This is a genomic window from Microbacterium resistens NBRC 103078 (assembly GCF_001552355.1).
Taxonomy (GTDB): Bacteria; Actinomycetota; Actinomycetes; order Actinomycetales; family Microbacteriaceae; genus Microbacterium; species Microbacterium resistens.
In genome coordinates this window covers 1-14,301 of the sequence record NZ_BCRA01000069.1, presented here as the reverse complement: position 1 = coordinate 14,301, position 14,301 = coordinate 1, and the positions used below count along the sequence as shown (strand labels likewise).

Sequence of the window (14,301 nt, the reverse complement as noted above, 5' to 3'; positions counted from 1 at the left end):
GTCCCCGGCGCCTTCCTCACCGGGGCGCTCAGGAGGACACGCATGCGGATCACGGGACTCGGCCACGCCGGGATGTTCATCGAGACGGTGGGCGGGAACATCATCTGCGACCCCGTTCTCGGCCCCTCGTTCTACGGATCCTGGTTCCCGTTCCCGGACAACCGCGGCCTGGACTGGGAGCGGCTCGGGCGCGAGGCGGACTTCCTGTACATCTCGCACCGGCACCGCGACCACTTCGACCCGCGCCTGCTCGAGCGATACATCCGCAAGGACATCGAGGTGCTCCTGCCGGAATACCCGACCGACGACCTCGAGCGCGACATCCGCGCCCTCGGCTACGAGAACATCACCTACGCACCGGCCGGCGAGATCATCGAGCGCGGGGACCTCAAGATCATGATCACGCCGCTGCGGGCGCCCAGCGACGGCCCCATCGGGGACTCGTCGCTGAGCGTCGACGACGGCACAGCCTCGATCCTGAACCAGAACGACTCCCACCCGCTCGACCTCGAGAAGCTCATGGCGTTCGGCAAGCCCGAGGCCTACTTCACCCAGGTGTCCGGCGCGATCTGGTGGCCGATGGTCTACGACCTCCCCATGGACGCGAAGCAGAACTTCGCCCGGCTGAAGCGGGAGGCGCAGAACAAGCGCGCGATGTACTACATCGAGAAGGTGGACGCGCCGCATGTGTTCCCGATGGCCGGCCCGCCCATGTTCCTGCGTGACGACCTCTTCGAGTTCAACGGCACCGGTCGCAACGGCGAGGCGATCTTCACCGATCAGAAGGAGTTCCTCGCCCACATGAAGGAGCTCGCGCCGCAGTACGACGGGCACCTGTTCCTCCCCGGCACGCTCGTCGAGATGGACCGCGGCGAACTCACGGTGACGCAGACGCTGTACTCCGAGGAGGAGATCCGGCACATCTTCGACGAGAAGTGGGATTACCTGGAGGAGCAGCGGGCGTCGCGTCAGCAGGAGCTGCGCGACGAGGAGGCGACGCGCGCCGACGTGATCCCGCCGGCCGAGATGCTCCAGGCCATCAAGGAGTGGTGGGAGCCGCTGCTGAAGAAGTCCCGGACGATCCGGCTCGGGGTCGGGGGCAACGTCCGATTCCGCATCGGCGAGCTGGACATGGTGGTGGACTTCCCGCGGGCGAAGGTCCGGGAATACGCGGGGGAGGAGTGCATCTACTGGTACACGATCCCCGCAGACCTCGTCTCCACGAACATCCGCGATCACGAGATCGACTGGTCGAACTCGATCTTCCTCTCGATGCAGTTCTCCGTCGGGCGCAGCGGCAAGTTCAACGAGTTCCTGACCACGTTCCTCAAGTGCCTCTCCACCGACCGGATCGAGTACGTGGAGAACTGGTACCAGGAGCAGACGGACCAGACCGAGGACGCCGAGATCGGCGACTGGGTCGTGCAGCGCCGCTGCCCGCACCTGCGCGCCGACCTGACCCGCACCGGGAAGATCGACGAGGACGGCGTGCTCACCTGCTCCATGCACGACTGGAAGTGGGACCTGAAGACCGGCCGCTGCCTCTCCACGAGCGGCCACCCGATCCGCGCCGCGAAGGTGGACGAGGTCACCGAGGAAGCGCTCCGCATCGGCGCCTGATCCCCGAAGCCTCCGCGAGCCCGCGCGCGAGAACAGGCGAACACGCGAGTTCAGGCACCCCGCCGCCGCGGCGGCCTGAACTCGCGCGATTGCCTGAGCCGGCGCGGCGGGTCGCGCCGGGGCGGGACGCTAGACTGCAGGCATCAGCAACCTTTAACACCGTCCTGTGAGGCGGAGAAGGGAGTGGCGGATGAGCGCACGCATCGTGCTGCAGGAAGCCGACATACGCCGGGCTCTGACCCGCATCGCCCACGAGATCCTCGAGTCGAACCGGGGCGCCGAGAACCTCGTCCTCCTGGGGATCCCGACCCGCGGGGTCGCCCTCGCCGAGCGTCTGGGCCAGCTCATCAGCAGCATCGCCCAGACGGACGTGCCGGTCGGATCCCTCGACGTGACGCTCTACCGCGACGATCTGGCGAAGCACCCGACGCGGTCCCCGCAGCGGACGGAGATCCCCGCCGGAGGGATCGACGGACGCACCGTCATCCTCGTCGACGACGTCCTGTTCTCGGGCCGCAGCATCCGCGCCGCTCTCGACGCGCTGCAGTCGATCGGTCGCCCGGCGATCGTCCGGCTGGCGATCCTCGTCGACCGCGGGCACCGGGAACTCCCGATCCGCCCCGACTTCATCGGGAAGAACATCCCGTCCGCGCGCACCGAACGGGTGAACGTGCGGCTGCGCGAGGACGACGGCGAGGAGTACGTGAGCATCGACGACCCGGCGGCACGCGCATGAGGCACCTCCTGGACACGCGCTCGCTCGCGCGCACGGACGCCCTGCGGATCCTCGACGTCGCGGAGGACATGGCCGACACCCAGTCCCGCGAGGTCAAGAAGCTCCCGACGCTGCGCGGCAAGACGGTCGTCAACCTCTTCTTCGAGGACTCCACCCGCACGCGCATCTCCTTCGAGGCGGCGGCGAAGCGCCTGTCCGCCGACGTCATCAACTTCGCCGCGAAGGGCTCGAGCGTGTCCAAGGGCGAGAGCCTGAAGGACACCGCCCAGACCCTCCAGGCGATGGGCGCCGACGCGGTCGTCATCCGGCACTCCGCCTCCGGGGCGCCGCAGACGCTCGCGACGAGCGGCTGGATCTCGGCCGGCGTCGTCAACGCCGGAGACGGCACGCACGAGCACCCCACCCAGGCACTGCTGGACGCCTTCACGATCCGCAAGCGCCGCTTCGGTGCGGACAGTCGGGGGCGCGACCTCTCCGGAGTGCGGGTCGTGATCGTGGGCGACGTGCTGCACTCGCGCGTCGCCCGGTCGAACGTCTGGCTCCTCGCCGCCCTCGGCGCGGACGTGACCCTGGTGACCCCGCCGACGCTCATCCCGCAGGACGTCTCCGCGTGGCCCGTGCGCGTCGTCTACGACCTGGACGTCGCGCTGGCGGACGAGCCGGACGCCGTGATGATGCTGCGCATCCAGCTGGAGCGGATGAATGCCGCCTTTTTCCCGAGTGAGCGGGAGTATTCGCGACGGTGGGGACTGGACCCGGCGCGGCTGGAGCGACTCGCGGGCGATAGCATTGTGCTGCACCCGGGCCCGATGAACCGAGGCCTGGAGATCTCCTCCGCCGCGGCGGATTCCCCGCGATCCACCGTGCTCGAGCAGGTCGCGAACGGAGTGTCGGTGCGAATGGCGGTGCTGTACCTGCTGCTGGCGGGAGAACGGATGGAAGACGCGATGGTCGAGGCCGGGACGGAGCGGACCCGATGAGCGCGGATGTCATCTACCGCGGCGCACGCATCACCGGAGGCGAGAGCGCGGACATCCTCGTCCGGGACGGTCTCATCGCCGAGGTGGGCGCCGGTGTGAGCAGTGCGGGCGCGCGCATCGTGGACGCGGCGGGCCTCATCGCCCTTCCCGGCCTCGTCGATCTGCACACGCACCTGCGCGAGCCCGGGTACGAGGCGTCGGAGACGGTCCTGTCCGGCACGCGCGCCGCGGCGGCGGGCGGGTTCACCGCGGTCTTCGCCATGCCCAACACCTCGCCGGTGGCCGACTCCGCGGGCGTCGTCGAGCAGGAGCTCGCGCTCGGCGAGGCCGCCGGCTACGCCAGGGTCCAGCCCATCGGCGCGGTCACGGTCGGCCAGAAGGGCGAGCGCCTCGCGGAGCTCGGGGCGATGGCCTCCTCGCGCGCGAACGTCCGTGTGTTCAGCGACGACGGCTTCTGCGTCTGGGACCCGCTCATCATGCGCCGCGCGCTCGAGTACGTGAAGGCGTTCGGCGGGGTGATCGCCCAGCACGCGCAGGACCCGCGGCTCACCGAGGGCGCGCAGATGAACGAGGGCGTGGTCTCCGCGGAGTTGGGGCTCGCCGGCTGGCCGGCGGTGGCCGAGGAGTCCATCATCGCCCGCGACGTGCTCCTCGCCGAGCACGTCGGCTCCCGGCTGCATGTCTGCCACCTCTCCACCGCGGGGTCGGTCGACATCATCCGGTGGGCCAAGAAGCGCGGCATCGCCGTCACGGCGGAGGTCACGCCGCACCACCTGCTGCTGACCGACGAGCTCGTGCGCGGCTACGACGCGCGTTTCAAGGTGAACCCGCCGCTTCGCCGCGAAGAGGACGTGCTCGCCGTCCGCGAGGGGCTCGCCGACGGGACGATCGACATCGTCGCCACCGATCATGCGCCGCACCCGGACGAGAGCAAGGCCTGCGAGTGGCAGGCGGCGGCGAACGGGATGGTGGGCCTGGAGAGCGCTCTGCGCGTGGTGCACCAGTCGATGGTCGCCACGGGCCTGCTGGACTGGACCGACGTCGCGCGCGTGCTGAGCACGGCCCCCGCGCGCATCGGGTCCCTCGCCGGGCACGGCACCCCGATCGCGGTCGGGGAGCCCGCGGAGTTCACCCTGTACGACGCCGACGCCGGGGGAGAGTTCACGACCGCGGACCTGCGCGGGCAGAGCGTCAACTCGCCGTACCTCGGCCGCGACCTTCCCGGGTCGGTGCGCTGGACGGTGCACCGCGGCTACGAGACGCTGGCGGACGGCGCGGTGGTCGAGGAGCTGGACGCATGACGCGGGAGCTCGCGCTCATCATCACCCTCGCCGTCACCGCCCTGATCCTCGTGAGCATGGTGGTCGCGTGGCGGGCACGGCTCCGACGTGACGCCGGGCTGACGGCGCCGCTCGGCGTCCCCGAGCACGCCGAGGTGACGAGTCGCCACGAGGTCCTCTACGTGGCCACGACACGGCACGACGAGCCGCTCGAGCGTCTGGCGGTGAAGCCCCTCGTCTATCGGGCGCGCGGCGAGGCGGTCGTCACAGACCGCGGTCTCGCGCTCAGCCTCGACGGCGCCCCGACCGTGTTCCTCGCGTCTCGCCGCCTCGTCGCGGTCGACCGCGCGACCGTCACGATCGACCGCGTCGTCGAACCGGGAGGCCTCGTCCGCGTCGCCTGGCGTATCGACGACGAGACGATCGTGGACAGCTATCTCCGATTCATCGGCGACCCGGCCGCCGTGATCACCGAACTTCAGCGCCTGAGCGCTGCACCCGACCAGGGAGCGAACGAATGACCCTCACACCCGCACCGACCACCCCCGGCCCGGCCCGCGCCGTGCTCGTCCTGGAGGACGGCACCCGCCACGTCGGCCGCCCCTACGGCGCCGAAGGCATCACCCTCGGCGAGGTGGTGTTCTCCACCGGGATGTCCGGCTACCAGGAGACCCTCACCGACCCGTCCTACGCCGGGCAGATCGTCTTGCAGACCGCCCCGCACATCGGCAACACGGGCATGAACGAGGAGGACCCGGAGTCCCGGCGCATCTGGGTGTCCGGGTACATCGTGCGCGACCCCTCGCGCGTCGTCTCGAACTGGCGGGCGAACAGCTCGCTCGACGACCTGCTGGTGCGTGACGGGATCGTCGGCATCCGCGGCATCGACACGCGCGCCGTCACCCGGCACATCCGTGCCGCCGGCTCGATGCGCGGCGGGATCTTCTCCGGCGCGGACGCCGAGCGCGACCCCGAGGAGCAGCTGCGCCTCGTCACCGAGGCCCCGGAGATGTCCGGACGCAACCTGTCTGCCGAGGTCTCGGTCGCCGAGCCCCAGGTCACCCCGGCCGCGGAGGGCGTGGCACGGGTCGGGAACCTCGCGGTCCTCGACCTCGGGGTGAAGCAGGCGACGCTGGACAACCTCGCCGCACGCGGGTTCGACGTCCACGTCCTGCCGCAGACGGCGACGATCGACGACATCCGCGCGGTCGACCCGGTCGCGGTGTTCTACTCGAACGGCCCCGGGGACCCCGCCGCGTCGGACGGCCACGTGGCCGTGCTGCGCGAGGTGCTCGACGAGGGGCTGCCCTTCTTCGGGATCTGCTTCGGCAACCAGCTTTTGGGGCGCGCTCTGGGCCTGGGGACGTACAAGCTCCCCTTCGGGCACCGCGGGATCAATCAGCCCGTCCTGGACAAGGCCACCGGCCGCGTCGAGATCACCGCGCACAACCACGGGTTCGCCGTGGAGGCGCCGCTGGACGGCGCGTTCGACAGCCCGAACGGCTACGGCCGTTTGGAGGTGAGCCACGTCGGTCTCAACGACCGCGTGGTGGAGGGGCTGCGCGCCCTCGACATCCCCGCGTTCTCGGTGCAGTACCACCCGGAGGCCGCCGCGGGACCGCACGACGCCAACTACCTCTTCGACCGCTTCCGCGATCTCGTCGTCGCGACCATCTCTGAGAAGGACGCCCAGTAATGCCCAAGCGCGACGACATCACCTCGGTCCTCGTCATCGGCTCCGGCCCGATCGTCATCGGGCAGGCGTGCGAGTTCGACTACTCGGGCACGCAGGCCTGCCGGGTGCTGCGCGAGGAGGGCGTGCGCGTCATCCTCGTCAACTCGAACCCGGCGACGATCATGACCGATCCGGACTTCGCGGACGCCACCTACATCGAGCCGATCACACCGGCCGTGATCGAGACGATCATCGCCAAGGAGAAGCCCGACGCGATCCTCCCGACCCTGGGTGGCCAGACGGCGCTCAACGCCGCCATGGCGCTGCACGAGCAGGGGATCCTCGACAAGTACGGCGTGGAGCTGATCGGCGCCAAGGTCGAGGCGATCCAGAAGGGCGAGGACCGCCAGATCTTCAAGGAGCTCGTCATCGAGGCCGGCGCCGACGTGGCCGCCAGCCGCATCGCTCACTCGATGGACGAGGTGCTCGCGGCGGCGGAGGAGCTCGGCTACCCGCTCGTGGTGCGGCCCTCGTTCACGATGGGCGGCCTCGGCTCCGGCTTCGCGTACGACGAGGAGGACCTGCGCCGGATCGCCGGGGCGGGCCTGCACGACTCGCCCACCAACGAGGTGCTCCTGGAGGAGTCGATCCTCGGCTGGAAGGAGTACGAGCTGGAGCTCATGCGCGACACCGCCGACAACACGGTCGTGGTCTGCTCGATCGAGAACGTGGACCCGGTCGGCGTGCACACCGGCGACTCGATCACGGTCGCGCCGGCTCTGACCCTGACGGACCGCGAGTACCAGCGGCTCCGCGACATCGGCATCGACATCATCCGTGCGGTGGGGGTCGACACGGGCGGCTGCAACATCCAGTTCGCCGTCAATCCGGAGAACGGGCGCATCATCGTCATCGAGATGAACCCACGGGTATCGCGCTCGTCGGCCCTGGCCTCGAAGGCCACCGGGTTCCCGATCGCGAAGCTCGCCGCGAAGCTGGCCCTCGGCTACCGGTTGGACGAGATCCCGAACGACATCACCGGCGTCACCCCGGCGAGCTTCGAGCCCACCCTCGACTACGTGGTGGTGAAGGTGCCGCGGTTCGCGTTCGAGAAGTTCCCCGCCGCCGACGCCACGCTCACGACGACTATGAAGTCCGTCGGCGAGGCCATGGCCATCGGGCGCAACTACGCGACGGCGCTGCAGAAGGCGCTGCGCTCCCTCGAGAAGCGGGGATCGAGCTTCCACTGGGGCGACGAGCCGCGCTCCGTCGAGGAGCTCCTCGAGATCGCGAAGACGCCGACCGACGGTCGGATCGTGACGCTGCAGCAGGCGCTGCGCAAGGGCGCGACGATCGCGCAGGCCTTCGACGCCACGGCGATCGACCCGTGGTTCCTGGACCAGATCGTGCTCATCAACGAGGTCGCCGAACGCGTGCGGACCGCGGGCGAGCTCGATGCCGACGTGCTGCGGGAGGCGAAGGAGCACGGGTTCTCGGACGCGCAGATCGCCCAGCTGCGCGGGCTCACCGAGGAGGAGGTGCGCGGCGTCCGTCACGGCATGGACATCCGCCCGGTCTACAAGACCGTCGACACCTGCGCGGGGGAGTTCCCGGCGCTCACCCCGTACCACTACTCCAGCTACGACCTGGAGACCGAGGTCGCGCCCTCGGACCGCACCAAGGTCGTGATCATCGGATCCGGCCCGAACCGCATCGGACAGGGCGTGGAGTTCGACTACTCCTGCGTTCACGCCTCCTTCGCGCTGTCGGACGCAGGGTTCGAGACCGTCATGGTGAACTGCAACCCGGAGACCGTGTCGACCGACTACGACACCTCGGACCGTCTGTACTTCGAGCCGCTGACGCTCGAGGACGTCCTCGAGGTGCTGCACGCCGAATCGGCCAGCGGCGAGATCCTCGGAGTGGTGTGCCAGCTCGGCGGCCAGACGCCGCTCGGCCTCGCCAAGGGCATCGAGGCGGCGGGCTACCGCGTGCTCGGCACCAGCCCCGCCGCGATCGACCTCGCCGAGGAGCGGGAGCTCTTCTCCCGGCTGCTCGACGACGCCGGACTCGTCGCGCCGCGCAACGGCACCGCGATCGACGTCGAGGGCGCCGTGCGCATCGCCGAGGAGATCGGCTACCCGGTCCTGGTGCGGCCGAGCTTCGTCCTCGGCGGGCGCGGGATGGAGATCGTCTACGACACCGCGGCGCTGCGCGACTACTTCGTGCGCACGGCCGACGAGGTCGTCATCGAGGAGGGCAAGCCGCTCCTGGTGGACCGGTTCCTGGACGACGCCATCGAGCTGGACGTGGACGCGCTGTTCGACGGCACCGAGCTGTACATCGGGGGCGTGATGGAGCACCTGGAGGAGGCGGGCATCCACTCCGGCGACTCCAGTTGCACCCTTCCGCCGGTCTCGCTCGGACGCACCGACGTGGACCGCGTCCGTGAGGCGACCCTGGCGATCGCCGAGGGCGTGGGCGTGCGCGGGCTGCTCAACGTGCAGTTCGCCATCAGCGCCGGCGTCCTCTATGTGATCGAGGCCAACCCGCGTGCCAGCCGGACCGTGCCGTTCGTCTCGAAGGCGCTGGGGATCCCGATGGCCAAGGCCGCCAGCCGCATCATGACCGGCTCCACCATCGCCGAGCTCCGTGCGGAGGGGCTGCTGCCCGCCCAGGACGGCTCGCGTGTGCCGCTGGACTCCCCGGTCTCGGTGAAGGAGGCGGTCCTCCCGTTCAAGCGGTTCCGGACCCACTCCGGCAAGATCGTCGACTCCGTGCTGGGCCCCGAGATGCGATCGACGGGCGAGGTCATGGGAATCGACCGCGACTTCCCGACGGCCTTCGCCAAGAGCCAGGCCGCCGCGTACGGCGGGATGCCGACCTCCGGCACGGTGTTCATCTCGGTCGCGGACGCGGACAAGCGTGCGGTGATCCTGCCCGCCCATCGGCTCCAGCAGCTCGGCTTCACGATCGTGGCGACCGAGGGGACCGCGGAGATCCTCTCTCGCAACGGCATCGCCGTCACGGTCGTCGACAAGTACAGCGAGACCCAGGAGTCCGGGGCCGAGAACATCGTCGACCTCATCAACGCCGGATCGATCGACATCGTCGTGAACACGCCGAGCGGGGGAGCCGCGCGTGCGGACGGCTACGAGATCCGTGCCGCCGCCGTCGCCGCCGACAAGGCGCTGTTCACCACCATCGCGACGCTCGGCGCCGCGGTGAGCGGGATGGACGCGATCGACGACGGGTTCCGGGTCCGGAGCCTCCAGGAGTACGCCGACGACCGTGCGGCGCGGATGGCGGCGGCCCGATGACGGAGGCCTTCGGCACGCGGCTGCGCGCGGCCCTCGACGCGAAGGGACCGCTGTGCGTGGGCATCGACCCGCATGCGGCGCTCCTGGACGCGTGGGGCCTCCCGCAGGACGCGGACGGCGTGCGCGCCTTCGGGCGCGCCGTCGTGGAGGCCGCGGCCGGACGGGTCGGGGCGGTGAAACCGCAGGTCTCGTTCTTCGAGCGCTTCGGCGCGCGGGGCTTCGCGGCGCTGGAGGACGTCATGTCCCAGGCGCGTGCGGCCGGACTCCTCGTGGTGGCCGACGCCAAACGCGGAGACATCGGATCGACGATGGACGGTTATGCGGATGCCTGGCTCGGTGCGGGGTCGCCCCTGGAGGCGGACGCGGTGACCGTGAGCCCCTATCTCGGCCCGGACTCCCTGCGGGATCTGATGACGCACGCGGTGGCCGCCGGCAAGGGCGTCTTCGTGCTCGCCGCCACCAGCAATCCGGACGGCGAGGTGGTGCAGCGGGCCCGCACGGCGTCCGCCGCAGGTTCGGACGTCTCCGTGGCCGCGCGGGTGGCGCAGGAGACCGCGGCGATCGATGACCGCTCGGGCGGTCTCGGCGCCATCGGTCTGGTCGTCGGCGCCACGGTCGACCGAGCGCGCTTCGGGCTCGACGACGCGCTGCTGTCCGGTGCACCGCTGCTGGCGCCGGGGTTCGGGGCACAGGGGGCGGAGCCCGCCGATCTCCGACGCCGCTTCGGAGCGCTGGCGCGGAACGTGCTCGCCAGCGAGAGCCGCAGCATCCTGTCGGCAGGGCCCACGGGGATCGCGAAGAGGATCGAGGAACGCGTCGCACAGTACCGGGAGGCACAGGGTGAGTGAGGTCGTCAGACGAGAGGTGCCGGAGGTCGACCGCGCGGCCGCCGCGCGGCGTGCGGTGGAGCGCCGTCGGGCGCGGGCGTCTCTGAAGCGCGATCTGGCCATGCGCGTGGTGTCCCCGCAGGACGTCGTCGCCCGCGCGTTCGAGGATCCGGACTCGACCGCGGGAACGCTCCGGGTGCCGGACTTCCTGACCGCGCTCCCGGCGATCGGGGCCGGCAAGCGCGACCGCGTGATGACGGAGCTCCAGATCTCCCCGGTCAAGCGCCTGGGCGGCCTCGGCGTCCGCCAGCGTCGAGCGCTGCAGGACTGGCTCGACGCCCGCTTCCCCGTGCCCCGTCCCCGTGCGAACCGCAGCCGCCTGCTCGTGCTCGCGGGCCCGACGGCGGTCGGCAAGGGCACGGTCGCGGCCCACATCCGCGACCACCACCCGGAGATCCACCTGTCCGTCTCCGCCACGACGCGGGCACCGCGCCCCGGTGAGCAGGACGGCGTGCACTACTACTTCGTGGACGACGCCGAGTTCGACCGGATGATCGCGGAGGGGGAGCTGCTCGAGCACGCGACCGTGCACAACCGGTTCCGCTACGGCACGCCGCGGGCGCCGATCGAGCGCGCCCTGGCCGAGGGGAAGACCGTGCTCCTCGAGATCGATCTGCAGGGCGCGCGCCAGGTGCGCGCCGCCGACCCCTCCGCCACCCTCGTGTTCCTGCTGCCGCCGTCGTGGGACGAGCTGGTCCACCGCCTCGTCGGACGCGGAACCGAGGACGAGGCGGAGCGGACCCGGCGACTGCGCACCGCGAAGGTCGAGCTGGCGGCACAGGGCGAGTTCGATCACCGTGTCGTGAACGAGGACGTCGCCTCCGCCGCCCGAGAGGTCGTAGAATTGACCTCGGACTCTGCGCGCTGAACCGTCCCCCGAGTTTGTGAGGGGGTGCGCGCCCCACCGTCTTCTCCGCGGCGACCCGCCGCCTGAACCAGGAGGTCCTCCATGGCCGGCCACAACCAGGGCATCATCGATCCGCCCATCGACAACCTGCTCGAGCGCGTCGAGTCGAAGTACGAGCTGGTGATCTACGCGGCCAAGCGCGCGCGTCAGATCAACGACTACTACTCCGACCTGCACGAGGGGAACCTCTTCGACAACGTCGGGCCGCTGGTCGACTCGTCGGTCGAGGACAAGCCCCTGACGATCGCGCTGCACGAGATCAACGAGGACAAGCTCCGCATCCGTCACGCGGAGTGATCGTCCGTCCCGGAGCCGTCGTCATCCCGCAGCGGATGTCGACGGCTCCGGTCATACTGGGAGGAGCCCGTCCGGATCGCGCCCACCGGCGCCCGGTCTGAGCCCTCTCGCCCGCTACCGATGGAGCATCGATGAGCGCACTGCGCCTTTTCACGTCCGAGTCCGTCACCGAGGGCCACCCCGACAAGATCTGCGACCAGATCTCGGACAGCATCCTGGACGGTCTCATCGCCCAGGACACCGGCTCGCGCGTCGCCGTGGAGACCCTGGTCACGACGGGGCTCGTGCACGTCGCCGGCGAGATCCGGACCGAGGCGTACGCGGACATCCCGACGATCGTGCGCGACGTCGTGAACGGCATCGGCTACACGTCGAGCGACACGGGCTTCGACGGCTCGTCGTGCGGGGTGAGCGTGTCGGTGGGGGAGCAGTCCGGAGACATCGCGCACGGCGTGGACAAGGCGCACGAGCATCGCGAAGGCGGTTCGGCGGACCCGCGGGACCTGCTCGGCGCCGGGGACCAGGGCATCATGTTCGGGTTCGCGACCACCGAGACCCCGCAGCTCATGCCCATGGCCGCCTGGACCGCCCACCGCATCGCCGAACGCCTCACGGAGGTGCGCCGCTGGGGCGTGCTCCCGTTCCTCCGTCCGGACGGGAAGACCCAGGTGACGCTCGGCTACGACGGCTTCGCGCCGAAGACGGTGGACGCGGTCGTGCTCTCGACGCAGCACAACCCGGACGTCTCCCAGGACGAGCTCAAGGCGCAGGTGCGCGAGCACGTCATCGACCCGGTGCTCGCCACGACCGGGCTGGACCTCGACGACGTCACCTACTACATCAACCCGGCGGGCCCGTTCGTCACGGGCGGCCCGAAGGGCGACGCCGGCCTCACCGGCCGCAAGATCATCATCGACACCTACGGCGGCGCCGCCCGTCACGGCGGCGGGGCGTTCAGCGGCAAGGATCCGTCGAAGGTCGACCGCTCCGGGGCCTACGCGATGCGCTGGGTGGCCAAGAACGCGGTCGCGGCGGGACTCGCGGACCGTCTCGAGGTCCAGGTGGCCTACGCCATCGGCGTCGCCCAGCCGGTCGGGCTGTACGTGGAGACGTTCGGCACGGGCCGGGTGGCGGACGACGTCATCACCCGGGCGATCGAGTCCGTGTTCGATCTGCGGCCGCAGGCGATCATCGAGGACCTCGACCTGCTCCGCCCGATCTACGCCCAGACCGCGGCGTACGGGCACTTCGGCCGAGAGCTCCCGGACTTCACCTGGGAGCAGACGACGCGGGCCGAGGAGCTCCGCCGCGCGGCCGGGCTGTGAGCGCGGGGTGGTGCACCGGCTGACGCACGCCAGGGGCCCGGTCGGCCGCCGCCGCTCGGCGGGTGACCGGGGGAGACGGCGTTGACGCGCCCGATCGTCCGGGTCGTGCTGGACTCGCCCCTGCCGCAGCTGGATCGCCTGTTCGACTATACGGTCCCGCCGGAGCTGCGCGACGAGGTCGCTCCCGGGGTCCGCGTGCGCGTGCCTCTGCGGTCCGCAGGGCGGCTCCTCGACGCCTATGTCGTGGAGGTCGGCGTCGAAGAGGACGATGCGCGGACCCTCGCCGAGGTGGACGCCGTCGTGTCGGCGGCCGCCGTGCTTCCCGAGCGGCTCTACGCCCTCGCCCGCCGGGTCGCCGACCGCGCCGCGGGGAGCGCCTCGGACGTCCTGCGCCTGGTCGTGCCCAAGCGCCAGGTCCGCGTCGAGAAGGCGTGGCTGGCCGCGGGGGCCGAGGCGGCGCCAGGCGGGGAGGAGTTCGCGCCCGGGTCCGCCGATGCTGCGACGGAGGTCCTCGCGGACTACGACGGGCTCACCGCCCTGCTGGAGGACGGCGGGCGGGCCGCCGTCGAGGCGATTCCGCGGGTGCATGAGGACGGCGTGCCCGAATGGGCCCGGCTCCTCGCGGCCGCGGCGGTCCGCACGGTCGTCCGCGGCTCGTCGGCGGTCCTCGTGGTCCCCGACCATCGGGACCTGGATCTGGTCGCGCTGGCCCTCCGGGATCGCGTCCCGGGAGATGCGGTCGCGCGGCTCGACGCGCGGCAGAGCGGACCGGAGCGCTACCGGGCGTATCTGCGCACCCTGCAGGAGGCGCCGTGCATCGTGCTCGGCAACCGCTCGGCCGTCTACGCGCCGGTACGGGCAGGGCTCGTCGCGCTCTGGGACGATGGCGACCCGCTCCTCGCCGAGCCGCTGGCGCCCTACGTGCACGCGCGGGACGCGGCGCTGCAGCGGCAGGAGCGCGAGGAGAGCGCGCTGCTGTTCGTGGGGCACACCCGGACGACGGACGTCGAGCGCCTGGTGGAGTCCGGATGGGTTCGGGCGATCACGGCCACCCGGCGGATCACCCCGCGCGTGGTGCTGGACTCGGTCGAGGACCTGGATCGGCGGGGGCACCGGCTGCCGTCCCGGGCCTTCCTGACCGCCCGGGAGGCGACGGCGTCGGGACCCGTGCTGATCCAGGTGGCGCGTCCCGGATTCTCGCCCAGTCTCGTGTGCGCCGGGTGCCGGGCCCCGGCGCGATGCACGCACTGCGGCGGTCCCCTCGGCGCCGCGCA

Annotated in this window: 12 protein-coding genes; all 12 read left to right on the top strand. The window is 71.0% G+C overall.

The features are described from left to right. Positions 1-42 precede the first annotated feature (42 nt). On the top strand, positions 43-1,620 hold the full coding sequence (locus MR1_RS12085) for a Rieske 2Fe-2S domain-containing protein (protein ID WP_067246957.1): 1,578 nt from the start codon (positions 43-45) through the stop codon (positions 1,618-1,620). Between the two features lie 190 nt (positions 1,621-1,810). Continuing rightward, a complete protein-coding gene (gene pyrR / locus MR1_RS12080; protein ID WP_067246954.1) occupies positions 1,811-2,356 on the top strand; it encodes a bifunctional pyr operon transcriptional regulator/uracil phosphoribosyltransferase PyrR in 546 nt (181 codons plus the stop codon). Beyond that, positions 2,353-3,336 (top strand): aspartate carbamoyltransferase catalytic subunit, encoded by a 984-nt coding sequence (locus MR1_RS12075; protein ID WP_067246951.1) that lies wholly within the window; start codon positions 2,353-2,355, stop codon positions 3,334-3,336. Before pyrR ends, MR1_RS12075 begins: the two co-directional genes overlap by 4 nt. Continuing rightward, entirely contained in the window at positions 3,333-4,637 is a 1,305-nt protein-coding gene (locus MR1_RS12070) for a dihydroorotase (protein WP_067246947.1), read from the top strand. The genes MR1_RS12075 and MR1_RS12070 overlap by 4 nt, the downstream gene beginning before the upstream one ends. After that, positions 4,634-5,137, top strand: coding sequence for a PH-like domain-containing protein (locus MR1_RS12065; RefSeq protein ID WP_067246942.1), 504 nt, complete (start codon positions 4,634-4,636; stop codon positions 5,135-5,137). Before MR1_RS12070 ends, MR1_RS12065 begins: the two co-directional genes overlap by 4 nt. Next, the gene (gene carA / locus MR1_RS12060; RefSeq protein WP_067246939.1) at positions 5,134-6,312 is read left to right on the top strand and encodes a glutamine-hydrolyzing carbamoyl-phosphate synthase small subunit; all 1,179 of its coding nucleotides are present in this window, start codon (positions 5,134-5,136) and stop codon (positions 6,310-6,312) included. The genes MR1_RS12065 and carA overlap by 4 nt, the downstream gene beginning before the upstream one ends. Then, on the top strand, positions 6,312-9,611 hold the full coding sequence (gene carB, locus MR1_RS12055) for a carbamoyl-phosphate synthase large subunit (protein ID WP_067246935.1): 3,300 nt from the start codon (positions 6,312-6,314) through the stop codon (positions 9,609-9,611). The genes carA and carB overlap by 1 nt, the downstream gene beginning before the upstream one ends. Further along, positions 9,608-10,459, top strand: coding sequence for an orotidine-5'-phosphate decarboxylase (pyrF, locus tag MR1_RS12050; protein WP_067246933.1), 852 nt, complete (start codon positions 9,608-9,610; stop codon positions 10,457-10,459). The genes carB and pyrF overlap by 4 nt, the downstream gene beginning before the upstream one ends. Continuing rightward, entirely contained in the window at positions 10,452-11,366 is a 915-nt protein-coding gene (gene gmk, locus MR1_RS12045) for a guanylate kinase (protein ID WP_067246930.1), read from the top strand. The genes pyrF and gmk overlap by 8 nt, the downstream gene beginning before the upstream one ends. Before the next feature lie 81 nt (positions 11,367-11,447). Next, the gene (rpoZ, locus tag MR1_RS12040; protein ID WP_067246927.1) at positions 11,448-11,702 is read left to right on the top strand and encodes a DNA-directed RNA polymerase subunit omega; all 255 of its coding nucleotides are present in this window, start codon (positions 11,448-11,450) and stop codon (positions 11,700-11,702) included. Positions 11,703-11,833: 131 nt separating this feature from the next. Next, a complete protein-coding gene (metK, locus tag MR1_RS12035; protein ID WP_067246924.1) occupies positions 11,834-13,027 on the top strand; it encodes a methionine adenosyltransferase in 1,194 nt (397 codons plus the stop codon). Positions 13,028-13,108: 81 nt separating this feature from the next. Then, positions 13,109-14,301: primosomal protein N' family DNA-binding protein (locus tag MR1_RS12030; protein WP_457920428.1), on the top strand; the 1,193-nt coding region annotated here is incomplete at its 3' end.